Below are 24,842 nucleotides of genomic sequence, written 5' to 3' on the forward strand. Positions count from 1 at the left end.
ACCACTCCCTGAGATTCGGAGCACGCTATTGCTGGTGATCGTCACCAATCCGTTGATTGCAATCGTGCCACTGATCCAATCCACCGCCCCAACGAACGTGTTGGTCCCTGCGATGGCGGCTCCTGCCCAGACCATATTGGGGCATTGGATTAGTCCGTCGAACAGAATGGTCCCGGAAGCCATTCGATTGGTGCCAGCACCAGAAAAAACCGTGCCTTGAGCAAAGGTACTCCCATCGGCATAGGACAAAGTTCCGGCCTGAATTTCCAACGTGCCGGTGTTTTTCAACGGGATACCCGCAAAATCCGTCGTCCCGATGCCTCCGGATTTACGCAAAACGCCTTCATTTACAAATAACGGAATGCCCGTTACGCGATAGAAGGTGACATCGTTCTGAATGTCGAAGATCGCTCCAGCCAGGTTGGCCACCGTCCCGCCATAAAACTGCAGGGTTCCCCCTGACCAAGCTACCAGACCCGCATTCGTTAGCACTCCATATAAATTCTTAGCACCACTTCCCGAGATTCGGAGCACGCTATTGCTGGCGATCGTCACCAATCCGTTGGTTGCAATTGTGCCACTGGTCCAATCCACCGTTCCGACGAAGGTGTTGGTCCCTGCGATGGTTCCTGCCCACACCATATTTGGGCATTGGATCAGCCCGTCGAACAGAATCGTCCCGGAAGCCATTCGATTAGTACCTGTACCAGTAAACACCGTGCCTTGAGCAAAGGTACTCCCATCGGCATAGGACAAAGTTCCAGTCTGAATTTCCAACGTGCCGGTGTTTTTCAGCGGAATGCTTGAGAGCGACGTAGTCCCAGTGCCACCACTTTTGCGCAGGATACCCGCATTCGAAATCAATGGGCTGCCAGAGGCATAACTGACTGTCACATCGTTTTGAATATCAAAGATCGCGCCGTTCTGGTTTACCACCGTCCCTCCATAGAACTGCATGGTTCCCCCGGATAAGGCCACGAGTCCCGCATTGGTCAGTATCCCATACAAATACCGATAGCCACTCCCCGGCATTCGGAGCACCCCATTGGTTGGCACCGTTACCATGCCATTGGTCGCAATCGTGCCGCTGGTCCAATCCACCGCCCCGACGAACATGTTGGTGCCGGTGATGGTCGCACCTGACCAAACCATGTTTGGGCACTGAATGATACCGTCGAATAGAATGGTTCCAGAAGACATCAGGTTGGTGCCCGCTCCCGAAAAAATTGTTCCGCCGGCGAACGTGCTCCCGCCAGCATACGACAACGTTCCGGACAAAATCTCCAAAGCACCGCTGTTTTTCAGCGGGATGCTTGACAAATAGGTCGTTGCAACGCCGCCGCTTTTGCGCAGAATTCCCGTATTCAAAATCAAAGGGCTGCCAGAGGCATAACTGACTGTCACATCGTTTTGAATGTCAAAGATCGCACTGCTTTGGTTTACCACCGTCCCTCCATAGAACTGCAGGGTTCCCCCGGATAAGGCCACGAGTCCCGCATTGGTCAGTATCCCATACAAATACCGATAGCCACTCCCCGGCATTCGGAGCACCCCATTGGTTGGCACCGTTACCATGCCATTGGTCGCAATCGTGCCGCTGGTCCAATCCACCGCCCCGACGAACATGTTGGTGCCGGTGATGGTCGCACCTGACCAAACCATGTTTGGGCACTGAATGATACCGTCGAATAGAATGGTTCCAGAAGACATCAGGTTGGTGCCCGCTCCCGAAAAAATTGTTCCGCCGGCGAACGTGCTCCCGCCAGCATACGACAACGTTCCGGACAAAATCTCCAAAGCACCGCTGTTTTTCAGCGGGATGCTTGACAAATAGGTCGTTCCAACCCCGCCGCTTTTACGCAGAATTCCCGCATTCAAAATCAACGGATTGCCGGTGGCCAGGCTGATGGAGACATCGTTCTGAATGTCGAAGATACCACTGGCAAGATTCACCAAGGTGCCGCCATAGAATTGCATTCCACCATTGGTCACGGTGACCAACCCCGCATTGGTCAGAGGCCCATTTAAGTACTTGGTGCCACTCCCTGATATGCGAAACACCCCATTAGTCGCGACGGTCACAGACCCATTGTTTGCAATCGAACCCCCGCTCCAAATCACGGTGCCACTGAGCATGTTGGTCCCCGCCAAAGTGCCGCTGGTGAGATTGAATTGACCATGGCTGCTGACCATCAGCGGCCCATTCAGCGTGAAGATGGGACCGCTGAGGGTAAAGGTTTGGCTGCCGTTCGCGCCACCAATCTCCAATCCGCTTACGTTGGCGTTGACATCCAGGTTAACGGTGTACGTTCCGCTGTTGGTTATGAGAACCGTATCCGCAGCTCCTGGCACCTGGTTGGGGCTCCAGTTTACGGCCGCGCTCCATGATCCGCCGCTCTGGTTGGTCCAGCAGACCGTGGTGGCGAACGCCCCTGATCCACTGAAGAAAAACTGGCTGAGGATGAATAGCGCCATCCATACCCGACACGGGGTAGTGGCAGCAACCATGTTCCGGCTTGTGAGCATGATGCGGAGGCTACGCGACTCGGCCAATTGTGTCAAGGAATTGCAGCTTCGAATTGCAGCTTCGAAGGCCAGTTCTTCAGGGCTGCATCAAGCTCAGTTTGGTTCAAGCTGGAAGCGGCGGTTCGGGTGTTCCCATGGCCACGGAATTACCCGAAAGCAAGTGAAGCGATTAAGCCGATTCCCTCAGCCGGATAATGAAAATCCTCTCCCCGAGGGAGAAGATACCGGTGAGACTTCCCTGAACCAAAGACTTTCGCTTTTTGAACCCATGAACCTTTGGATAAAGTGCCTCTGCGACAACTGTTTACAGAAAATGGCGATCAAAATTCAGAGGGTGATAACGGTAACCAGTTGAGCCTGTTTAACTTATAACCGGACAGTTGTGACCTTTTATATTTTATGGCTGAAGCACCAAAAATCGCCGAGGAAATCAAATCCATGGAGTACGAGCCGCTGCTACCCGTGGAAAAGAAACTGATCGCCTGAAGCCTGGGTATTGGCTTTGCGTTGCTGATCATCCTGTTCTTTGTCAGCCGCCTGATCCTCATCGCACACTGATTGGACGCGCTTCGAACGGTTAACCTCGTAACTGTTTCAGGCTCTCGGATTACGTAACACGATCAACCACGCCACGCCACGTCGCACAGGAATGCGTTCTTGCGGCTTGATTTTGGCAGATCGCATAATAGGGGAAATTGCAGGGGAAAGAAACCTTGCTGCTCAAACAATCGCACGACGCCTTTCTAGCGTTGCTCCGCAACCGCTTCTGGAAAAACAAACCCCGCAATTTCAAGGGCCTGAACTAAGCGCCATTCTAGTCCGTCCCTTTGCCATGATAATCATCCAGGTTCTTGGAGAGATAAACGTGTTTAATTTCCTGGCCGAACCCGCTTTTACGGAAAAAGAGCAGCGCGTCGCTGTTGTCTTCATCGGTATCCACCAGCATGATGCGCGCTTCCTTCTGCACGAATAAATCGGTCAGTTGGGTCACCAGCCGCTTGGCCACACCCCGCCCCTTCTGGGACGGTTCGACGCCCAGCCAGAGCAACCATCCGTAGCGCCACGCGCTCTGCGGTTTTTCCATCACGCGCCCGAGCGCAAACCCGAGAATGCGCCCGGCTTTTTCCGCTACGAGACACAGATCGCCCTCGGCACTGAAAAGCTGGGCCAGTTCATGGTCATCCCAGGAACGGTAGAGCGTGGGCAGTTTCTCCGCGGTGAAAATCTTCTGCCCCAGCTCAAACACGGCGGGGATATCTTCCAGCCTCATCTCGCGGATCACGACGGGCGAGGCGCTGGCGCGGGGGCGGCGTCTCCGGGGTTTCTCAGGTTCGTTGGCAACGGCGACTTCGGACATATAAAATCTCCAGATGAAGAATGCTCGCCAGGGCGGCACGGGCCGCCCTGACAAATTTTCTCTCGCGTTGGGAGGTTAGATCAGCGAAGCCGCCTTTTGCAGCGCCTCGTCCACCTTGCTGGCATCCTTGCCGCCGCCCCGGGCGCCATCCGGCTTGCCGCCGCCCTTGCCGCCGACGATGGGGGCAATCGTTTGAACGATCTTGCCCGCTTGAATTTTGGCCGTAAAAGCCGGGGACACGGAAGCCACGATGGTCACCGCATTATTCGCCGCCCCCGCAAAGACAATGACGCCCTGGAACTGGCCCTTCAGCTCGTTGACCATGCTCTGCAGCGTGTCGCCATCGGCATCCACCCGCTCGATCAAAGCTGGCACGCCATTGAGCGTGCGCGCCTTGGCGAGCAAACTGCGGGCCTGCTCCGCCGCCTGCTTCTGCTGCATCGCCTTGAGCTGTTTTTCCAAATCCCGTGATTGCGCGAGCACGGCCTCGATCTTCTTTTCCAGTTCGCCGAGGGGTGAATTGACCTTGCCGGCCACACTCTTGATCAGTTGCAGCTCCTCGTTGGCCTGGCGATACGCCTCCAGCCCGGCCACCGCTTCAATGCGCCGCACGCCGGCGGCAATGGCGGATTCCGCCACGATGCGGAACAGCCCGATCTCGCCGGTGGCGCGGGTGTGCGTGCCGCCGCAGAGTTCCATGGAGTAGCCGTCCAGCGAACCGGCCTTGCCGCCGATCTGCACGACGCGGACGACGTCGCCATATTTGTCGCCGAAAAATTGCATCACGTCTTTGCGGCCCTTGACGTCGCCGTAGGGTACCTCGCTCCAGCTTACGCCGGCATTTACGAGGATGCGCTCATTGACCAGCGCCTCGACATCCGCCACCTGTTGCGGGGTGAGTGGCGCGCAGTTAAAGTCGAACGTCAGCTTCTCCGGTCCGACAAACGAACCTTTCTGCGAGGCCTCGCGGCTGACGACTTCGTGGATGGCCCAGTGCAGCAAGTGTGTGACTGTATGATGGCGTTGGATGGCGTTGCGGCGCGCCTGATCCACAGTCAACGCGATTTCCTGCCCCACGGTGGGAGCGTCCTTGTCCGCCAATAAGTGCAGCCAGGTATTCCCGGACTTCTGAGTGTTGGCGACGCGCCAAAGCTGGCCGCCTGCGGTGATCTCTCCCGTATCACCGACCTGGCCGCCCATTTCCGCGTAGCAGGCCGAGGTGTCCAGAATGACTGCCGTCTTATCCTTAATGTTGACCACTTCCAACACTTTGGCCACCGTTTGCAAATTCTCGTAACCCACATAACGCGTGGGAGCGGTGGTTTCGATCTGGGAAAGTTCGATGACTTCCTTCTTCTGCGAGGCGCGCGCCCGGGCGCGCTGCTCTTCCATGAGCTTGTTGAAACCGGCGACGTCCACCGTCAGTCCGCGCTCGCGGGCCATGAGTTCCGTGAGGTCGAGCGGGAAGCCGTAGGTGTCGTAGAGAACAAAAGCGGCCCGGCCTGGAAACAGGCTGTTCCGAGCAATTTGGTTCTTCGCTGAAGTCAATAAATCTGCCGCATTACTTCTGAAATTCGTCCATGCGGATTGATCTGAACCTGTAATAATCTGGCCAAGTGTTTGGTCGCCGTATCGGAATAGGTTTAAGTGCCTCGCGAGTGTTTCAATTTGGCTAGGCTCTCTCCCAAAGAACTTGAAAAAGTCTAAATGAACGATACTTCTGGTTTCATCAAAAATCGTCTGCAATTCATTCTCTTCTGATTTGACAAAGTCCCTCAATGGAGTCTCTGAAGCGAATCCAGAGCTGGCGCGTTTGTTTAGTGACTCTATTCGAGGAAAACCGGTGTCGCAAACCTCAGTCAGTTCATTTAGACGAGCTAAAACTAACTCAAAGACCTCGATTCCCTCGCTCAACGTCTTGTTAAACGCCTCTTCCTCGATGCGGATCACATCCCGGACGTGCTTCTGCTTGGCGCGAATTTCGGGGAACACTTCGCCCATTGTCTCCGCCAGCACATCCACCAGCTTGTAAAAGAATGGTTCATGGAAGCCCAGTGTGCGGCCGTACCGCACGGCCCGGCGCAGAATGCGGCGCAGGACGTAATTACGGTCGTTGTTGCCGGGCTGGATGCCGTCGGCAATGGCAAAACTCAGCGTGCGGATATGATCGGCCACCACGCGGAACGCCACATCAATACGCTCCTGCTCAGTATCGCCCGTGGAACCCGCCTTAGGCAGCGTGGAGCCATAGCGTTTGCCGGACTGCTTTTCGATCGCGGCAAAGATCGGATGGAAAATGTCGGTCTCGTAATTGGAAATGATCCGGCTGAAGTCGGAGAACCCTTTGGTATTCTGCATGATGCCGGTCACCCGTTCAAAACCCATGCCGGTATCCACGCTCTTGGCGGGGAGCGGGGAGTAGGTGCCGTCCGGATTGGCGTTAAACTGCATGAACACCAGGTTCCAGATTTCAATGCAGGAGGCGCTGCCTTGGTTGACGAGCGAACCCCGGGTGTCGCCGTTGGGCGTCAGGTCCACGTGGAGTTCCGAGCAGGGGCCGCACGGGCCGGTCTCGCCCATCATCCAAAAATTATCCTTTTTGTTGCCGTAGCAGATATGAACCTTGGGGTCCATTCCGGCCGCTTCGAAGATCTTCGCCCAGATATCATAGGCTTCCTGATCGAACTCGCTGGGATCGCCGGGCCCCGGCTTGTAAACCGTCGCGTACAGGCGGTTGGCAGGGAACTTCCAAACGCCATGCACCAGCTCCCAGGCCCATTCAATGGCCTCTTTCTTGAAATAATCGCCGAAGCTCCAGTTCCCGAGCATTTCGAAGAACGTATGGTGATAGGTATCCAACCCCACGTCCTCCAGATCGTTATGCTTGCCACCGGCGCGAATGCACTTCTGGGTGTCGGCCGCCCGGCCTGGAGTGTAAGGGCACTTCACCTGACCGAGGAAAATGGGAACAAACTGGTTCATGCCGGCATTCGTGAACAACAGGTTCGGCGAATCCGGCATCAGGCTGGACGAAGGCACAATGGTGTGCAGCTTCGACTTGAAAAAGTCGAGGTACGACTGGCGAATTTCTCTGCTTGTCATATAAAAATCTTTGAGACGGCCCAATTGGTTTGTATCGGGCGGCCGATAAATCAAAGCGGGAAAGATAGAGAAAAGGCCATGGTTAGGAAAGCGGAGATTTTAAACGAATGCAACCGGCTTATGAACAATCAGTTAGGAGTCCGGAACGAAGAATCGAAATCCCCGGTCTTGCTCGGATCGGGCTTTTGAGAAATGATGGGCACCCAGCAGCAATGCAACACATGCGCATGACCGAAAACACGTTTAAAGGCCCCTCAACCGGATTCGTCGTCCGATGGGCAAGCTTGGTTTGGCTATGCCTATTCGGCGCAGCCGCCCAGACTGCCGAACCACCGTTTATTCACCCAGGCTTGCTTCATACCCAAGCTGAATTCGAGTTTATCAAAACCAAGATCAAGGCGGCTGAAGAACCATGGAAATCCGCTTGGGAAAAATTTCGTACCTCACGCTACACCGCACTAAACTGGCGGTCGCGTACTGAACCCAATGTGGTGCGCGATTTGAAAGGGGGCTGGACTGGAGCCAAAGAACTTGGTGACGACGCCTTGGCGTCCTATGCCCATGCGTTGTATTGGAGTCTCACTGGCGAACGCCCCCACGCCCAGAAGGCGGCGGAAATCCTTAATGCGCGATCCGCCACTTTGAAAACCATCACCGGTCACGACGCCAAACTGTTGGCGGGCATTACGGGATATAAATACTGCAATGCCGCCGAACTGCTGCGGCACTCAAGCGATTGGAGCGCGGAGAATCATGCCCGGTTTGCCTCCATGCTGACGAATGTCTATTACCCGATGATTCGCGATTTCTTTCCGAAAGCCAACGGCAACTGGGACGCCTCCATGATTGTCACCATGATGTCCATTGGTATCTACTGTGACGATCGAACCATCTATAACCGGGCTACGGATTACTTCCTGCACGGCAGCGGTAACGGTGCCATCACCAACTATGTATTCGCCACTGGCCAGTGCCAGGAGAGCACCCGCGACCAAAGCCATACGCAGCTTGGGTTGGCCTTCCTGGCGGACGCTTGCGAGACGGCGTGGAATCAAGGGCTGGATTTATGGGGCGCCAACGGCAACCGGCTGGCGATCGGTTTTGAGTACACCGCCCGCTACAATCTCGGTCTGGACGTGCCGGTGATGGGCAAGAAACCGATTTCCAAAGAGGGACGTGGCAACTTTCGGCCTGTGTACGAAAAGGTGTATCATCATTACCACGATCGCGCCGGTCTGGAAATGCCATTCACCCGTCAGGTGATCGCAAAAATTCGACCGGAAGGCGAACACTGGGATCATGTCTCCTGGGGAACCTTGTTCTTTGCCAACCTGCCAGGAAAGCCCGGTTTGCCAACACCGGATCGAAAGTAGCGCGATCAAATCCTGGGCACGACAAATGGCTCACGGTATTCGCGCCGGGAGAGTTCATTGGCGCGGTCGGCGAATTCATTGACGAACTGCTCCTGTTGCGCGTCAAACGTCACCCACGGTCCAAGTACGGCGGGCGTGGCGTTCAAATCCACACCGTTTCCTCGCAAGTATTCCTGGCAACGGGTGAACGCCTCAAGCGCTGTCTGATCCGCCCGAATGGCTTCCTGAATGGCCCCGGGCGTACTCTGTTTGCCAATCCGATGCGAAATATTTCCCATGTGACAACAGGCAGCGGAGATATGACCTTCCATCGCTTCCGCGTTGAGGCTCGCCTGTTTGCGGGTGCGCACAGCCTCGATGAAATTCGCCATCAGCGCCGTTTCCACTTCCCCGGATTTGCGGCCATCCTGAAAGTCCTTGATTTTCCGGTCCTGCCGGTCATACACCGCCCCGCTGGTGAAATCGCCGGCAAAATAGCCGCCCTCGCACTCAATGATAATGCCCTTGTCGCTATTGCGATATTTACCCAAACCGATAGCCGTACCGGCTTTCCGGTAATTGCGGATTTCGCAGATGATCGGGGCCGGTTGGTAATCAAGAATTGTCAGATGCGTATTGGGCGTTTCGCCATCATCATTAAACCCGAACCGTCCACCGATGCTCATTGCGCGGCGCGGCGGGGTGGCATACCCCAATCCCCACCGGCAAATATCAAGGACATGCAGCCCATTGTTGCCGAGTTCCGCATTGCCAGTCGGCCAACCCCAATGCCAATCGTAGTGTAATTGCCTGCGCGTCAAGAGCCCCTTGGGGGCCGGCCCACACCACAAATCGTAATCCACCGACTCCGGCACCACCGTTGGCGCGCTGACTTTGCCAATGCCATCGCGGGGACGAAAGACCAGCGCATGGGCGTAGCGAATGTGCCCGATCTGTCCGCTGCGTAAAAAGTCGAATACTTGCGGCAGCACTGAGCTGGCGCGCCGTTGCGTGCCCACTTGCACCATCCGACCATATTTCCGCGCCGCAGCCACCATTTGCCGGCCTTCCCAGATGTTATACGAAAATGGTTTTTCGACATAGACATCCTTGCCAGCCTGACAGCCCCATACCGTGCCCAACGCGTGCCAATGATTCGGCGTCGCCAGCACGACGGCATCCACCGTCTGGTCATCCAAAATCCGGCGATAATCGGTATGTGCGGCCACCGTTTCGCCACGCTCCTTGAACTGCTGCACGCCATGCTCCAACACGGTTTTATCCACATCGCACAACGCGACAATCTTCGCGGCAGGAACCTTTTGCAGCAGGCCGATCAATTGGCGTCCCCGCCCACCCACACCGCCGACAACATCAATGCCGCCGAGTCCCACCACCGCCACCCGAACTTGGGAATTGGCGCCAACTGCCTTAACGGTTGTTTCAACGCCCATCGCCAAACCAGGCAGGCCAAGCATTGCTCCGGCCCCCACGAAACTCTTCACAAATTTTCTGCGTGTTATATGCTGCATCGCTTTATCCATGGACTATGGCGTAGCGACAAAGCGGTGTCAATTTTGAAGCCTGCAAAAACTTGCCAAAGGCCGAAACCGGGTTACCCCATAAAAACATCCAGCGTCCTCCCTGACCACACCCATCCGATTCAAGGAGGACACTGAATCCACAGAAACAACTCACATCCCCTGATGGTACTGCATTAGCTGTTTGTTCACGTACACCCAATATTTTGCGCCAAGGAGCGGGTTGCGGCGCTTCTGAATCGTCACCTCAATTCGTTCCCGTTCACACACCGTAAAATCATGTCGTTCCACCACCGGCTCGGAAATCCACCGGACGTTGCGCTTAACCTCCTGGCCATTGACAAAAATCAGCGTCTGTCCCAGAAGCTGATTGAACGCGAAATCAATTCGCCGTTTCGCCACCTCGCCAACTTCAATTGTAAATCTCATAACACTTTATTTGTCCATCCAGGTTTGCGGGCGCTTTCCACAGGGTTCCATTCCCATGCCTTTGACCTGCACCCAACCATGGAATTAAGATAAGCAGGAACCTTGCCAAAGTCGGATTTGCCCGTTTTTGCGCTGCCAATCCATCAGAATGCGCGGATTTCAGTGCGCTGGCGCATTTTTGAAGTGTGGAATGGAATCCAAGGCTGGATAGGCTGCCAGTGGCAATCCAACTTTTAGGCAATGCGTGTCTGAAATCAAACCACTTCGCCGGGGCATAATCGCAAACCCATCTCCACCTCACCCGGAAGATGGACTCGTCGAGATCGCATCCGAGAACATGGTTAAAACCTCGTGGCGCGACAGGGCGCCGATTAACTTCTGTTCCTGCTGATTATTCACCACCGGCACGTTGCGCGCCTCGCTCACCAGCAGTACTGGCAGGACTTCGGATAGTCTTTGGTTGGGCGTCAGGCTGGCTGGCGGCGGCCGCATGACGTCCATGGCGATCACTCCGTCAAGTTCCGGCCCGGCGTTCAAATATTCCTTGAGATCGTGCAGCGACACCATGCCGGTGAAGCGCCCCTCCGCGTTGACGACTGGTAAAAAGTTGAATCCACTGGCGAGAAACCGGTCGGCGATTTCACGAAATGGGGTATTTTCGCGCAACGGCGGCACCGGTGCCTGCATCATGTCCCCCACGGTGAGTTCCAAGGAAGAGCCGGGCTTGGCATTATCGCGTTCCCAATAGAGCCCCTTGGCGCGCAATGGCAGGGTATAAACAGATTCGAGATGCAATCCGCGCGAAACCAAGGTGGCCACCACACAGGCCAACATTAACGGCGGCATGATGGAATAATTGAGCGAAAGTTCAAAGATCATGATAATGGCGAGTAGCGGCGATTGCGTGGTGGCCGCCAGGACGCTGCCCATGCCGACGAGGCCAAAAGCGCCCACTGGCAGCGCGCCGCCCAAACCAATGGCGTGGAGACTCGCCCCCATCAGGCAACCCAGCGCGGCCCCCAGAAATAACGTCGGTGTGAATACCCCACCGGCCATGCCGGCCCCAATGCATACCACCGTGGCCAGCACTTTGCCCAGGAACAGGATGATCAATTGCTCGGGTGCCATGCTCTGGTTAAGCATTTCGCTGGTGCCTTCGTAGCCGTTGCCCAGCACTTCCGGAAACAGGATCGCAATATCGCCGACCACCAAGCCGGCCAGCACGATTTTGACATAGACAGGCAGGGATAACTTGCCGAACCATTTCTCGCTCTGCTCCATCAGCTTCAGGAAAAGCGCACCCGCCGCGCCGGAAAGCACCCCGAGCGCCACGAACCATGGCAACTGACTCAGCCGCGTGAAATCAAAGTTAGGCACCACGTACCATTGCTCGATGCCGAAAAAGCGCCGGGACATCATAGCGGCAATCACCGAGGAAAATACCAGCGGGGCAAACAGGCGCATGGAAAAGTTACCCAATACAATTTGCGCGGCAAACACCGCCCCGGCGATGGGCGCATCAAAGGCGGCCGCCATGCCCGCCGCCGCACCGCAGGCCACCAGCAGACGCAGCCGGTAAGGCGGCCATTTCGCCAGCCGCCCCAGCGCGGAACTGATGGCGGCCACCAGTTGAATGATCAACCCCTCGCGGCCCACGGAGGCACCCGTGCTGATACCGGCGGCAGAGGATAGCGCCTTGACCAACGCCGGACGAAACGGCAGGCGGCCATCACCGGCAATGACGACTTCCAGCAGATTGCCGCGCCCCGGATTGCGCAGCAACCGCAGACCGAAATGAAGGATGAGCCCGGCAGCCAGCGTGCCACCGGCTACCACTAGAAAACGGTGCAGTGGCCCCACCGCTCTGGCCAGCGTCAGGATATCGCCAGTTTTGCCAAACGTGATCCACTGAACCAGATGGCTGAGCCAATGGTACAAAAGATGGACCAAACCTCCAATTATCCCCACGCCGCCGGCCAGCAGCAGGTGCAACGTTTCCTCGGATAGGCGTAGGCGGTCGCGCAATACCAGCACCCCGCGCCAGTGCTTCTGCGTGAAGCCGCGCAGACGTGCCACGATCAGTTGCAATGGTGACGTATCGCCCGCCATGTTCCGAGCTAGCATACCTCTTTCTCTGGCGCTCTGCCAGCGCGTAGATTACAGGATATTTTGCGGATTGCGGTTTTGCCGGGAATCGTCTCTACTAGCCACGGTTGCCGGAGTGGCGAATGGCTGGACGGATATTACGGCGTGGGCGCGGACCAGGAAGCCCGAGTATCCCCTTGCCCGTCCGTTCAATGAAACTCCCGACTGACCAATGTATTATGTCGTCATTTGAAGCACAGAATGTGATCGCGTCGAATGTCCGGAATATTCCCCGTTCCGGCATTCGCGATTTTTTTGACATTGTCCAAGGGATGAAGGATGTCATCTCCCTCGGCGTGGGTGAACCGGATTTTGTCACCCCCTGGCATATTCGCGAAGCGGCGATTTACGCGCTTGAACGGGGACGCACCAGTTACACCTCCAATCTTGGCCTGCCCAAGCTGCGCGAGGCCATAGCCGCCCACCTGCAAAAACATTTTCACGTGGCCTACGATCCCAAGAACCAGATCATCATCACCGTGGGGGTCAGTGAAGCCATGGATATCGCCTTGCGCGCCATCATCAATCCAAGCGACGAAATCATTTACCATGAGCCATGCTATGTCAGTTACTCGCCAAGCATCTCGATGGCGCACGGCATTCCAGTGGCCGTCTCCTGCCGGGCCGAGGATGGTTTTGCCGTGAGCGCGGCACAGATCGAGCGCGTCATCACGCCCAAATGCAAAGCGCTCGTCCTAAACTTTCCCACTAATCCCACCGGCGGCACCATGACCCGCGCGGAACTGGAAAAGATCGCCGCCATCGTGGTGCGTCACAATCTCGTGTTGCTAACGGATGAAATTTATTCCGAACTCACCTTCGAGGGCGAGCACGTCAGTATTGCCGCGCTGCCGGGAATGCTGGAGCGCACGATTTTTTTGCATGGCTTTTCCAAGGCGTATGCCATGACCGGTTTTCGCATTGGTTACGCGTGCGGACCCGCGGCGATCATCGAAGCGATGATGAAGATTCATCAATACTCGATGTTATGCGCCAGCATCATCAGCCAGGAGGCCGCCATCGAGGCCATCAACCATGGGTTGCCGGATACCGCACACATGCGCGACCAGTATCGCCTGCGCCGCAATTTCATTGTCAAGGCGCTGAACGACATGGGACTCACCTGCCATCTACCGCGCGGTTCCTTTTACGCGTTCCCCTGCATTCGCAGCACCGGACTAAACTCCAAGGAGTTCGCCGTGAAACTGCTGGAGCAGGAAAAAGTGGCCTGCGTGCCTGGCAGCGCCTTCGGTCCGTCCGGTGAAGGTTATCTGCGCTGTTGTTTCGCCACCGCCCTGGATCAAATCCAGATCGCCACGGAACGCATGGCGCGGTTTGTGGAACGAACCCGCAAGGCTGGATAAAATGGCAGCCAGTTTCCAAACAAGAAAAGATCAAACCCCGAATCAACGGTTTTCGATCTTGTTTGGTTTTCACGGGACACCGCAAAAAACCTGTCTGCCCTGCATGTTTTCTGGCCATCGCCAGCCAGCGGCTGACAATTCTTCAGGCTTTGCCGTAAAACTCTTCCACCACCGCCCGGAACGTATTCTCAGCGGGCTGAACGATCCCAAACTCGCGCGTGGCACTCTCCACCGAGTCGCTCGCATGTCCCGCGTTGACCATGATGGTGGAACCGAATTCGCGGCGAATGGAACCAGGCGGTGCCTTTGAAGGGTCCGTGGGCCCCAGAACATCCCGAATTTTAGCCACCGCATTCGGCCCTTCGTAAACAATCGCAATGCATTTCTCCGTGCCCGGCTGGCTACGCATTTCCGGCGTGCATTCACTCGGCGCCCGGCCGGACATAAACCGTACGATATTCTCGAACTGGTTGTCGCCATAAATTGGCCCCAACGTCTCGCCCAGTTCGCGCTCGACCAAGTCAGGCAGCTTGATGCCGGTTTCCTTTTCAATCGCCGCCCGCGCCTTGGGTCCGACCACATCCTTCATTTTGGTCCGCAGTATCTCCCGCACGGGCCCATAGAACTCCATGGCCTGCGCCACACTCATCCGGTGTACTTTGATGCCCACGATGTAGAGCCCTGTGCGGCTGAAAAAATCAATCATGTTACCCGGGCGCCCGCTCGGAAAACGGAAGTTGTCCGGCTTGATCAGCACCAGCGTGCGTTCGGGTTTTTCATCGGGCTGATAGGCGATCGTGTCGTTCAACACGCCGCCATCGGTATCCGAATACCGGGCCCACAACTTCAATTTGACGATGCCCTCTTCCGCGTTGGGCGCGGCCAGCACCGCCGGCTCGAAGTACTGCACCTGGTCATGCTCATCCAGGATGATGTCCCCATAGGTATCCCGGATGGTTTCTCCGCCATGGGAACTCCATAAGAAATTGCCCACCACCTTGCGCACCTTGCGCACGGCGTCATCACCCCGAAACAGCAGCATCATGACCCGGCGGCCGCGTTTGGTCTTGGAATCGGGCGATAAATTTTTCAAAATATAATCCCGAATCAATTCCTGCACTTTTTGCTCCTGGGGATTCTGCCCCGAAAGGATGGTCTGAGAATATTCCCTGGCCAATTCCACGCTGGGAGAAAACATGCGTGCCCCCGCCAATTCCAAACCGGTGCGGGTCAAGAGCCGTGCGAGAATGCCGCCCGTTCTGGACTTGCGGAGGGAATAAGGCGTAATGATTACGTATGCGAGTTGTTCAGCCATAAATATCTGTGTTAAACGGATTTTTGCTTATGCCGCTGGGGGATTCTGCGGCGGGAGAGCACTGACTGGTGCGGCGCTATTGGCGGCTTTGCCACCCAAAATTTTAAACATCACCACCCCGCAGGTCGGGCACTTGCCTTTGATGGCTTTGCGCCCGTTTTTCATCGTTTCTTCGACGACATTTGTTATTTCTTTCTTCGCCTTGCACTTTACGCAATATCCTTCTGGCATAAAATCCTTCCTAGCGCTTTTTGGGCGCTGATCAAATTCAATTCCTGAGCATAGTATCCGGCGGCCAGAGCCGTCAATTGTAAAACAAACGCCTTCCGCCCGTTTGCGGGCAGGCAGAAACTGGCAAACCACAAGCAAAAAACTAAAGCAAAACCGGGCAAAAGACAAATAAAATATCAAGGGAGCCATTTTTAGGCTCAGATCGCCAGCACACCCCGTTTGGCAAATTCACCCAGGGTCCACTGGTACTCCGCCGCCAATTGATCCACGACCGCGACCGCTCTCATAGACGCGGGCATCACTTCCCACGTGTACGTTTCCATCTCGAAATGTCGGCATACGCCCGGCTGGGTTGCCATCCGGTCCAACACCTCGCACACATGGCCGACCGTGTTGCCGCCCCAGGTCTGTGGCGGGCTGTGCAGTGGAATGTGGAAATGCACCCGCCATTCCGACAGTTGCTCCCGCGCGACAGGATGATCCACCGGCGCGCATGCCGCCAAGGCCACATCCAAATCCCGATGGCGCGTCAAGGTCCCGTCCTGGCCCCGGACCACCACTTGATGCAGGTACACCTGATCCTGAAATTGGCGCAAGACGTTGCACGCCTCCACGGTGGGGAACACCGCGAGCGCGTTGCTCAGGTGTACCTTGCTGATTTTGATTCCATGCCCGATCAAGCGATCCAGTGCGGCGGTTGCCGACTCGAATTCAATGGCCAGATGACAGCAGTCGTAATTCACCCCCAGAAATTGGCCAAGCCGCGCATCCCCCGGGCGGTGACGGCGCATGGTCTCAAAAAAACGCACCGTTTCCTCACTGGTTTCCAGATAACACAACGGCTCCGGCTCCAACCCCAAATGCAGTATCTTGCCGGTACGGGCTTGCAGGCGTTCCAGATAATCAATGCAGTGCCACAGGTTATCCCGCGCCGCCACGAGTTGGGCCTCCTCCATGATGAAGGATTTGAAGGAAACCGGCACGGTGCTGACGCTGCCCTCAACCCCGGTTGGCAGCAAACCTGCCAGCAATTTAAACAGGGCGCAGGTATATTCCAGCCGTTCCCGGGTGGTCCAATCGGGCGAATACACCTGCTCTTTGACCCGGGTTCCATGGAAACGCCCATATGGGAACCCGTTGATGGTAAAAACGTAACAGTTATTGTGCTCCAACCATCGTCGAAAGGCGTTGACGGTTTGCGGTTCGCTTAGTTCCCGCGCGGCGTCACATCCCAAGCGCAACCCGATGGCATACGGCCCGGGCGGGCAAACCCGATCCCGCACCGCCAAGGTGTGGCGTTGCAATGCCGCAAACGTCTCACCCCAACTCTCGCCCCGATGGATATTGGTGCAATACGCCAGATGCCGGTCATCACTCAGTCGCATGAGTCACATTAGACCTTGTTTTCACACGTTGCCCAAGCGGCTTTGGTCATGGCTGGCAAGGTGGCAAAACAAAAGCCCGCCGACCGGGTGGGTGGCGGGGTGTAAAAGGCGCTAACGGATGCCAGACTAGGCGCCGTCGTTGCCAATGGCTTCGACCGGGCAGCCTTCTTTGGCTTCATTGCACTGAGCTTCTTCTTCAGGATTCTCAGGTTGCTTGAAGATGTACGAGAAACCGCCTTCTTCGTTGCGTTTGAAGTTATTGGGAGCCGTTTCGCGGCAGAGATCGCAGTCAATGCATTGATTGTCCACGTAAAACTTGCCAGCGGCATTAATCGGATATTTATTTGATTTGTCTGCCATATTCGTTACAAATGTTGGGCGAATCATGGCGAGCTTGCGATAAATAGCAAGTCCCTTTTGGAATAATTTTTATTTTTTTGCCAAGGCCAGCGCCCGACCGGTTTCACGAATTTTATTACCGCCCGGTTTCCACCGCCTGGGTGACCGTTTGCAACGGACTCAGATTATATCTGAACTTGACGGTGACCTGCTTGCCGATTTCTTATAACTGCACCTCGATGGGTTTGCTGACCGTCTGGACGGGAGCCAGATTGAAATCAACTTTAATGGTTACTTTTTTGCCGGTTAGATTTTGAGGTACTCGCCATGAGTACGAGCAGGTGCCACTTCAACCATATTCCAGATTCCCTGAAGCTATTACCTTCCCGCCGTCCATCACCGCGAAGGTGGGTTTAGGCGGGCGATCCACGGTCTTGTCCTTCATTTTGTAAAAGCTGGAGTAAACTTCGCCGGCATTGCCTTCCACGCTAGCGCCAATGCGCAAAATGGGCTCGGCTTTTTGGACGGTCCGCTCCCCATCAGTGCTGGTCGGAATACCAATGGTTTTGGCTGCCGTCACTTTTACCTCCAAGGGGCCACCACAATTCAGGACCGCAGGTTTGCCTGCTTCAACCGCCAGCGCTGGTTTGACGCTCCGAAGATAGGCGCTCACCATGATCTCTCCATCTGCCGCTTTTCCAGTCAAAGTCGTCTGGTACACCCGGTAATTGCCGGGCGGCAATTGCAGACGCCCATTGGCGGCATTGGCCTGCATCAGTTCCCATTGGCCCGGCGTGCTTTCACGCGCCAGCGTGACGCTGCGCACCTGATCGCCTTGCGGCTGCATTTGCACCTCCGTCAACGGGCTGTTCCACAGCTCAACCAACAGAGTTTTGCTATCAGCCGTCAAGGCGGCCCGATACGGCTGGGTGCCAAGGTAAAGGACTTGGTTAAACGGCATGCTTGAGTCATTCAGGATCGAGCGGCTAAAACTCCCGGAGCCGTCCTTTTCCTGCAGGAAACAGTCGGCCATGCTGAAGTACCAGCTTTCACCAGATATGGTCTTCGTCATGCGTGGTTTCCAGGTATCCCCGAGTTGGCCATTGGCATCCCCGTCCACCAAACCCACCCGTTGTTGCACCCCATTCAGGCTTACCGTGGTCTCCATATACCAACCGGCTTTCAGCCGCAGATACCCCAGATACGTGGAGGTGGAGGATAGCGTCCGGTCATTCGCCAACGCCGTCCGGTACACAAACATTTCCGCGTAATACACGAGCTTGTTTCCGCCGACTTGCGAGAGGGACGGCACTGTAAAAGAACCTTGATCATACGAGGGTGACGAGACCCGTCCCGTCGTGGGCGCAGCGCGTTTAATCGCCGCGTCATCGGTCAAATCGCCATTATTATTACTGTCCACGATCAGGGTATCGTACCCCTGCCCGGTGCCACCGGATTCATCCAGACGGAAGGCCACGGCACGGTCACTGGAAACGGCGCGCAATTCGCCATAAAGCGGCCGGGAAGAGGTGGCGCGAGGCTCTTTACTCACGGAGGATGGCTTGGCAAGTTGCAGTTGCCCGTACGCGCCATAGCCGGGAAACATCATGGCCTCTTGCGCGTTCAGGGTTTTGAATTGCAATGGAAAATCCTTGGATTCAGCAGGACCTGTTCCCACAAGGAGCGCGGTGACCAACGTCAATGTCGCTTTTTTCATAATTTCCCTTTCCGAAGTTTGACTTGAGGTACACTCCGCCAAAACAATGCGTTTGTCAAATTCAATAATGCCAAAAAATCAGATCGCCGGGAGGTGTAAATCCTTTCCGGCCCGTATCCGCCCTTTCCGTCTCCGCACTCGACAAACCGGCTTTTCCGTTGTTTATTAATACCATGCGAATTGCATTCAAAGAATGGGCCATCGTGGTGGATGCCCTGGGACACGGGGAACAAATCATCATCCTGCGCAAAGGCGGCATCGCCGAGAGCCAAGGCGGGTTCAAGCCCGAGCACCCGCAATTCCTGCTGTTCCCCACCCTCTTCCATCAACAACGGGATAACGTCCTCCTCGCTGCCCAACGGCGCTACGATGAAATCGCCCCCACGCTGCCCGGGCCCGACCGTTTGCATCTCGAATATCACGGGGAAATCGTGTATTGGGAACGTCTCGATTCCCTGGCCATGGCCGAACGCCTGCGCGGCCAGCACATCTGGCGCGATGAAGTGATCGCTGAACGCTTCGACTGGGGCAAACAAAAGAACATCTTTGCCATGGCCGTGCGGGTCTATCGCCTGCCCCAACCCGTGGACCTGCCCATGCTGCCTGCCTACGGCGGTTGCAAATCCTGGGTGGAACTGGACCAAGACATTCCTCTTAGCCAGGCGCATCCGGTTCTTTCCGACTCCGCCTTTGCCGCACACCTGCAACGCCTGTCCTTCACCCACAAGTAAGCGCCTGCCATGAAACTGCCATCCCTGATCCTGGCTTCAGCCTCTCCACGTCGCGCGCAACTCCTGCGGGAATTGGAGCTGGAATTCCAAGTCGTGCCCGGCAACGCCCCGGAGGCCGACTACCAGCACATGACCCCGCGCGAACTCTGCCAACTGAACGCCTATCGCAAAGCGCGGGTCGTTGCCAAACGGTTTCCCGACGCGCTCGTGCTCGGGGCGGATACCGAAGTCGCCCTGGGTGCCCGCATCTTCGGCAAACCGGCCAATCTGGCGGAGGCCCAACGGTTCCTGACCGAATTGCAGGGTAAAACCCATGAAGTCGTCACCGGCGTTTGCCTGGCACATCTGCGGTGGCATCGCGTCCAACTCTTCGCGGTGGGCACCAAGGTCACCTTCCGCAAACTTACGCTGGCGGAAATTGACGCCTACCTCCAGCACATCCAACCGTTGGACAAAGCTGGCGCTTATGCCATCCAGGAACACGGCGAATTGATTATCAAAAAAATCACCGGTTCATACAGCAACGTCGTCGGCTTGCCGGTCGAACGCTTGATCCAGGAACTGCGGAAATTCGCGCGGCGTTAACGACTGTCAGTCCTCGGGGAAGTTGGCACAGGGAATAACCCTGAAATGATTTTGGCGGGGACGGAAACCAGACGTACCTTACCAGAGGATTGGCAGCCTGATGCAATTTGATAAGATCATGACCAAAAGCTTGCGACCGCCCAACCACCTGGCACGGGAGAAATCGCCGTATTTGCTGCAACACCAATACAATCCGGTGGATTGGCATCCCTGGGGCAACGAAGCGTTCGAAAAGGCGCGCACGGAAAACAAACCCATCTTCCTGAGCATCGGTTATGCAACCTGCCATTGGTGCCATGTGATGGAACGGGAATCGTTTGAGAACCCGGAGGTCGCTGCTTTCCTGAACGTGCATTTCGTCAGCATCAAGGTGGACCGCGAGGAACGGCCCGACGTGGATAAGATTTACATGACCGCCATCCAGGCCCTGACGGGCCAGGGCGGCTGGCCCTTGAGCGCGTTTCTGACGCCCGATCTGCAACCGTTTTTCGGCGGCACCTATTTTCCCCCGGAAAACCGATATCACCGGCCGTCGTTCATGAGCGTGTTGAAACAACTGCATCAGGTATGGGAAGAGCGGCGCGGCGACGTGCTGCAGACCGGACGGGAGATACAGGGGCAGTTGACCACCTACCTGCGCCAGCGCGCCCCCGAAAGCGCGCAACCATCCCCCGCCCTGCTGCAACAGGCCGGTACAATCTTCAAGCAGGACTATGATTCCACCCATGGTGGCTTCGGGCGCGCACCCAAGTTCCCCCAGCCGAGTATTCCGGCGTTTTTGCTGCGTTACGGCGTGCGTTTCAACGATCTGGAAGCCGTGCGGATGGTGCTGTACACGTGCGAGCGCATGGCCGCCGGCGGCATTCACGATCAGTTGGGCGGAGGGTTTGCCCGCTATTCAGTGGATCAGGAATGGCTGGTGCCGCACTTCGAGAAAATGCTGTATGACAACGCCCAACTGCTGGACCTTTACCTGGACGCGTATCTCATCAGCAACGAACCCAAGTTTGCGACGGTGGCGCGCGGCATTGTGGCGTATCTGCTGCGTGACATGACGCATCCTGACGGCGGCTTTTTCTCCGCCGAGGACGCGGACAGCGAGGGCAAGGAAGGAAAATTCTATTGCTGGACACACGCGGAAATAGCGACGCTGCTATCCCCCGAGGAGTTCAATGTGGCGGTAAAATATTACGGCGTCACGGAGGAAGGTAATTTCGTGGATCACAGCGATCCGCAGCCGCTGCCAAACCAGAATGTGCTGAGTGTGGCGGATGCCAATGTGGACACCGCCGATCACCCCCTGCTGGCCTCCGCCAAGGAAAAGTTATTTACGGCGCGCAGCCGACGCGTGCGCCCGTTTCTGGATGACAAGGTGCTGGCGTCGTGGAACGGGCTGATGCTGGGCGCGCTGGCCCGCGCCGCAATCGTGCTGCACGAGCCGACCTGGCTGGCCGCCGCGGAAAAGAATGCGGCGTTCATCCGCAAGTATCTTTGGGATGAACCCAACCGCACGTTGCATCATCGCTGGCGCGACGGCGAGCGGGACGAGGTGCAGTTGCTCAGCGCGTACGCTTCCCAGTTATCAGGCCACCTTGGCTTGTACGAAGCCACGTTGCAGCCCCGTCATCTGGAGTTTGCCATCCAGCTTGCCGATGGCCTGTTGAAACGGTTTCACGATGCCGAAGCTGGTGGTTTCTGGCAAAGCACCGGGGCTGGAGAACTCATTGTGCGCGTGAAAGAAGATTACGATGGTGCCGAGCCCTCCGGGAACAGTGTGGCGGCGCTTGCGCTGTTGAAGCTGGGCGAGATTACCGGAAACCCGACGTACACGCAGGCAGCAGAAGGCACCCTGCGCCTGTTTGCAGAGCGCCTGCAACGGTTGCCACAGGCTGTGCCTCACCTCTTATTGGCTTTGGATTACTCGCTGGAGGAACCACGCCGGATCGTATTCGCGGGAATCGGCGGAGAAGTGCTGGCGGAACCATTATTCCTGGCCGCACACAAGGTATATCAGCCCAACAAAGTTATCCTGGGCACAGGAAAACCCGTGGAAACGTTTGCGCAAGGTTTGAAATCGCTCGATGGGAAACCAACCGCGTATGTATGCACCGGCACGGCGTGTCAACCGCCAACCCACGTCCCTGAGCAACTGGTGAAACTGTTGCGCCAAGCCTGATCAGAACCGTCAACCCCGGGCGATAATCGCCTCGATATCTACAAGGTACACCTGGCGTCCGCCTTCGTGGGTGGAATCCAGACAGACCCGTTTGCCGTCGCGGCTGGCACACGGATGCGTGTCGCAGCGCCACTCCCCTTGGAACTCTTTGGGCGAGAGCAAATGCCCCAATGGCACGCGGCGTTCCGTGGGAATGTGGAACAGGTAGGGATGCTGCAACCGCTGTTTATCGGGATAGGTATCATTCAGCACCCACTGATCATTGGTCCCCGGCACATAGGTGTTATGTCCATTGACCGTCATCACGTCTTTGCCGACGACTTCCACCTGATCGGTATGATCCCGATACAGGTAAAACCGCTCGCCATTCGAAGGATGCCAGGCCCATGCCATCACGTGTTTGGCATCGCGCCAGACAAAGTGGGAGGTCTTGCCATGCGGATCGAGAATGTACCAGTCCGAACCATCCGGGTTCATGGTGAACATGCGGGTGGACCAACTCTTGCCCTCCTTGTCCCCACGCCAACGATGCAGGAACAGGAAGCGGCAGCCATCCGTATTGAACAGCAAATGATTGAACCAATGCTTGGCATTGTTGGAGAAACCGCCGGGGTACGGAATCTTGGCGGCGTGCGCAAAGGAGAACAAAAGCTCATGCTTGCCGGTTTGCATGTCCATGCGCCAAATGCCGGCGCTTTCGGGCGCCAGATCGCTGGCGTTCGGGTCGGGCAAGCCGGCATAGCCGTAACCGGGCCGGGTATCATTCAAGCGGCGGAAATCCGGAGCCACCCCCCAGCGGCCATCCGGACTGAGACAATAGACCGGATGCGGCAGCGTGCGTTTTTTGCCCGACTTGACATTCAGCACATGACAAACAAATTGGTTATCCACGAGATCATTCCAGATCAATTCGCTGGTCGAACCCGGCAGCCACTGCAACATGCAGCCCTGCTGCCAATTCCAGGCGCGGCTCTCACCCAGCTCGATCCAGCGATCCTGATCCTGCGTATCAATCATGCCCACTTGGATCACATCGCCCGCCACCGGCGAACGCCCGGCAAAATCCACCTGATTGGCCAACACGAAACGGTTGGTTGGATCAAACAGTTGCTTGTCGTAGTAACCGCGCCAATGGAATTTCGGCCCCCGAGTTATGGCACGAATGGGTGGGAGTTTCTCGCCGGGCTCCGCAGCGCGCAGCGACGGGCGCAGGATTGGCATCGCCGGCAAAGTGAGGGCGATCGTCTTCAGAAAGGCGCGTCGTTTCCATCCACCGCTGGCATGAACCGGAATTGTTTTCATAGTGTGGTGGACACAATTACCCCCGAAAGGCATCCGGGTGCAACCTCGAAATAGGGCAGACTGCGCCTGCCGATGCTATGCCGTTTGAACGCGGCGCAAGTCCACGACGCATTCGACGTGCTGGGTCTGGGGGAACATATCCAGCGGATAAACCCCATTCAGCGTGTAGCGGCCGTCTTCGCAGAGAAGCTTGACGTCGCGGGCCAGAGTCGCCGGGTGGCAGGATACGTAGATGATCTGATGCAAACCGGTCGTGCGCAGTAGGGCCAGGCTTTCCGGGGGACAGCCGGTACGCGGCGGGTCCAGAATGATGGCGGTCTCGTCGGGCGGGAAGCGTTTGAGCAAATCCGGCAGCAGATCCTCGGTACGCGCGGTGATGAATTCGCCGTTGGTGATGCCGCGTTTGGCCATGTTATTGCGCGCGGCCCGCACAGCCATGAGATCCACTTCCACCCCAATGAACGCAGTAACAAGGTCCGCCAGTTCAATACCGAAGAAACCCACGCCGCAATAGGCGTCCACCAGATTCTTCGCGCCACCGTCATGCAGACGGTCGCGGACGGTCTTCACAAGACCGGGAAGCAGGCGGAAATTGTTCTGAAAGAAAGAATCCTGGGGCAGTTCCCAGCCTTCGGGCATCATGCGGAGCACGACCTTGATGCCGCCGCGCGGCGGCGGATTGGCACGCACCTGCCTGATTTGCGCGCTGATTTCCGGCTCGGCGATAGGGCATTCCTCGATGTCCACCACCAGTTGGCTGTCGCAGCAGACATAGCCGATATCCAGCTTTTGCAGCGGCTTATTCCAGCCGCTGCGAATCATGATGCGATTACGATAGCCATACGGGCTCGGACATCCCTGCACCGGATGGACGAGCGTCCCGGCAAAGCCGCCAATACGCTGGAACAAATCGGTGATTTGTTTACGCTTCAATTCAAGTTGGGCGGCATAGTCCAGATGTTGGTACTGGCAACCGCCGCACACTCCAAAATAGCGGCACTGCGGTTGGACGCGGGCCGGAGAAGCGGTCACCACGCGCAGCAATTTGGCGCGCGCGAACCGTTTCTTGACCTCCACCACCTCGACCTCGACCTGTTCGCCCAGCGCCACGAAAGGCACAAACACGACGAAGTCGGCCACGCGCCCGACACCCTCGCCGCCAAAGGCGATATCATCAATCGTGATGGTGAGGCGGGTACCGGGAGAGACGGCAGGTGTGGCTGGGGTATTTTCCATGCTAGGATC

General features: G+C 56.6%; 17 protein-coding genes and 1 pseudogene. 5 read left to right on the forward strand and 13 right to left on the reverse strand.

All coding sequences use genetic code 11. The features are described 5' to 3' along the window. From WCO56_05405 to alaS, 3 genes are all read right to left on the reverse strand, one after another. The coding region (locus WCO56_05405) for a hypothetical protein (GenBank protein ID MEI7728983.1) at window positions 1-2,475 on the reverse strand (2,475 nt) is incomplete at its 3' end. A gap of 865 nt (window positions 2,476-3,340) precedes the next feature. Then, window positions 3,341-3,883, reverse strand: coding sequence for an N-acetyltransferase (locus WCO56_05410; GenBank protein MEI7728984.1), 543 nt, complete (start codon window positions 3,881-3,883; stop codon window positions 3,341-3,343). A 75-nt stretch (window positions 3,884-3,958) separates the two neighbouring features. Beyond that, the gene (gene alaS / locus WCO56_05415) at window positions 3,959-6,985 is read right to left on the reverse strand and encodes an alanine--tRNA ligase (protein ID MEI7728985.1); all 3,027 of its coding nucleotides are present in this window, start codon (window positions 6,983-6,985) and stop codon (window positions 3,959-3,961) included. A gap of 350 nt (window positions 6,986-7,335) precedes the next feature. Between alaS and WCO56_05420 the strand changes: the two genes are divergently transcribed. Further along, the gene (locus WCO56_05420; protein ID MEI7728986.1) at window positions 7,336-8,358 is read left to right on the forward strand and encodes an alginate lyase family protein; all 1,023 of its coding nucleotides are present in this window, start codon (window positions 7,336-7,338) and stop codon (window positions 8,356-8,358) included. Between the two features lie 5 nt (window positions 8,359-8,363). Here WCO56_05420 and WCO56_05425 read toward each other — a convergent pair whose 3' ends face one another. The 3 genes from WCO56_05425 to WCO56_05435 all read right to left on the reverse strand — a co-directional run bounded on the left by WCO56_05425 (window position 8,364) and on the right by WCO56_05435 (window position 12,431). Further along, window positions 8,364-9,842, reverse strand: coding sequence for a Gfo/Idh/MocA family oxidoreductase (locus WCO56_05425; GenBank protein MEI7728987.1), 1,479 nt, complete (start codon window positions 9,840-9,842; stop codon window positions 8,364-8,366). 189 nt (window positions 9,843-10,031) lie between these two features. Next, window positions 10,032-10,307 (reverse strand): hypothetical protein, encoded by a 276-nt coding sequence (locus WCO56_05430; GenBank protein ID MEI7728988.1) that lies wholly within the window; start codon window positions 10,305-10,307, stop codon window positions 10,032-10,034. A gap of 297 nt (window positions 10,308-10,604) precedes the next feature. Continuing rightward, complete coding sequence (locus WCO56_05435; protein ID MEI7728989.1) at window positions 10,605-12,431, reverse strand: chloride channel protein; 1,827 nt, start codon at window positions 12,429-12,431, stop codon at window positions 10,605-10,607. A 200-nt stretch (window positions 12,432-12,631) separates the two neighbouring features. Here WCO56_05435 and WCO56_05440 point away from each other — a divergent pair, with 200 nt between their 5' ends. Further along, a complete protein-coding gene (locus WCO56_05440) occupies window positions 12,632-13,816 on the forward strand; it encodes an aminotransferase class I/II-fold pyridoxal phosphate-dependent enzyme (protein MEI7728990.1) in 1,185 nt (394 codons plus the stop codon). A gap of 142 nt (window positions 13,817-13,958) precedes the next feature. On the opposite strand, the gene WCO56_05445 is transcribed toward WCO56_05440, so the two are convergent. From WCO56_05445 to WCO56_05465, 5 genes and pseudogenes are all read right to left on the reverse strand, one after another. After that, complete coding sequence (locus tag WCO56_05445) at window positions 13,959-15,131, reverse strand: nucleoside-diphosphate kinase (protein ID MEI7728991.1); 1,173 nt, start codon at window positions 15,129-15,131, stop codon at window positions 13,959-13,961. A 90-nt stretch (window positions 15,132-15,221) separates the two neighbouring features. After that, window positions 15,222-15,362 (reverse strand): annotated as a pseudogene (locus WCO56_05450) (DUF5679 domain-containing protein). Window positions 15,363-15,559: 197 nt separating this feature from the next. Further along, entirely contained in the window at window positions 15,560-16,747 is a 1,188-nt protein-coding gene (gene eboE / locus WCO56_05455) for a metabolite traffic protein EboE (GenBank protein ID MEI7728992.1), read from the reverse strand. A 126-nt stretch (window positions 16,748-16,873) separates the two neighbouring features. Further along, complete coding sequence (locus WCO56_05460; GenBank protein ID MEI7728993.1) at window positions 16,874-17,107, reverse strand: ferredoxin; 234 nt, start codon at window positions 17,105-17,107, stop codon at window positions 16,874-16,876. Window positions 17,108-17,435: 328 nt separating this feature from the next. After that, window positions 17,436-18,803 carry a hypothetical protein gene (locus WCO56_05465; GenBank protein MEI7728994.1) on the reverse strand — a complete coding sequence of 456 codons (1,368 nt, stop codon included), beginning with the start codon at window positions 18,801-18,803 and terminating at the stop codon, window positions 17,436-17,438. Window positions 18,804-18,976: 173 nt separating this feature from the next. Between WCO56_05465 and WCO56_05470 the strand changes: the two genes are divergently transcribed. The 3 genes from WCO56_05470 to WCO56_05480 all read left to right on the forward strand — a co-directional run bounded on the left by WCO56_05470 (window position 18,977) and on the right by WCO56_05480 (window position 22,295). Continuing rightward, entirely contained in the window at window positions 18,977-19,534 is a 558-nt protein-coding gene (locus WCO56_05470) for a DUF1802 family protein (protein ID MEI7728995.1), read from the forward strand. Between the two features lie 9 nt (window positions 19,535-19,543). Then, entirely contained in the window at window positions 19,544-20,119 is a 576-nt protein-coding gene (locus tag WCO56_05475; GenBank protein MEI7728996.1) for a Maf family protein, read from the forward strand. 100 nt (window positions 20,120-20,219) lie between these two features. Beyond that, the gene (locus WCO56_05480) at window positions 20,220-22,295 is read left to right on the forward strand and encodes a thioredoxin domain-containing protein (protein ID MEI7728997.1); all 2,076 of its coding nucleotides are present in this window, start codon (window positions 20,220-20,222) and stop codon (window positions 22,293-22,295) included. A 9-nt stretch (window positions 22,296-22,304) separates the two neighbouring features. Here WCO56_05480 and WCO56_05485 read toward each other — a convergent pair whose 3' ends face one another. Both WCO56_05485 and WCO56_05490 read right to left on the reverse strand, forming a co-directional pair. After that, window positions 22,305-23,597, reverse strand: a complete 1,293-nt coding sequence (locus WCO56_05485) for a hypothetical protein (protein ID MEI7728998.1) — start codon at window positions 23,595-23,597, stop codon at window positions 22,305-22,307. A 75-nt stretch (window positions 23,598-23,672) separates the two neighbouring features. After that, window positions 23,673-24,833: a class I SAM-dependent RNA methyltransferase gene (locus WCO56_05490; GenBank protein ID MEI7728999.1), complete on the reverse strand. Its 1,161-nt coding sequence runs from the start codon at window positions 24,831-24,833 to the stop codon at window positions 23,673-23,675. Window positions 24,834-24,842 lie beyond the last annotated feature (9 nt).

It is taken from the genome of Verrucomicrobiota bacterium (genome assembly GCA_037139415.1).
In the GTDB taxonomy this organism is placed as follows: domain Bacteria; phylum Verrucomicrobiota; class Verrucomicrobiia; order Limisphaerales; family Fontisphaeraceae; genus JBAXGN01.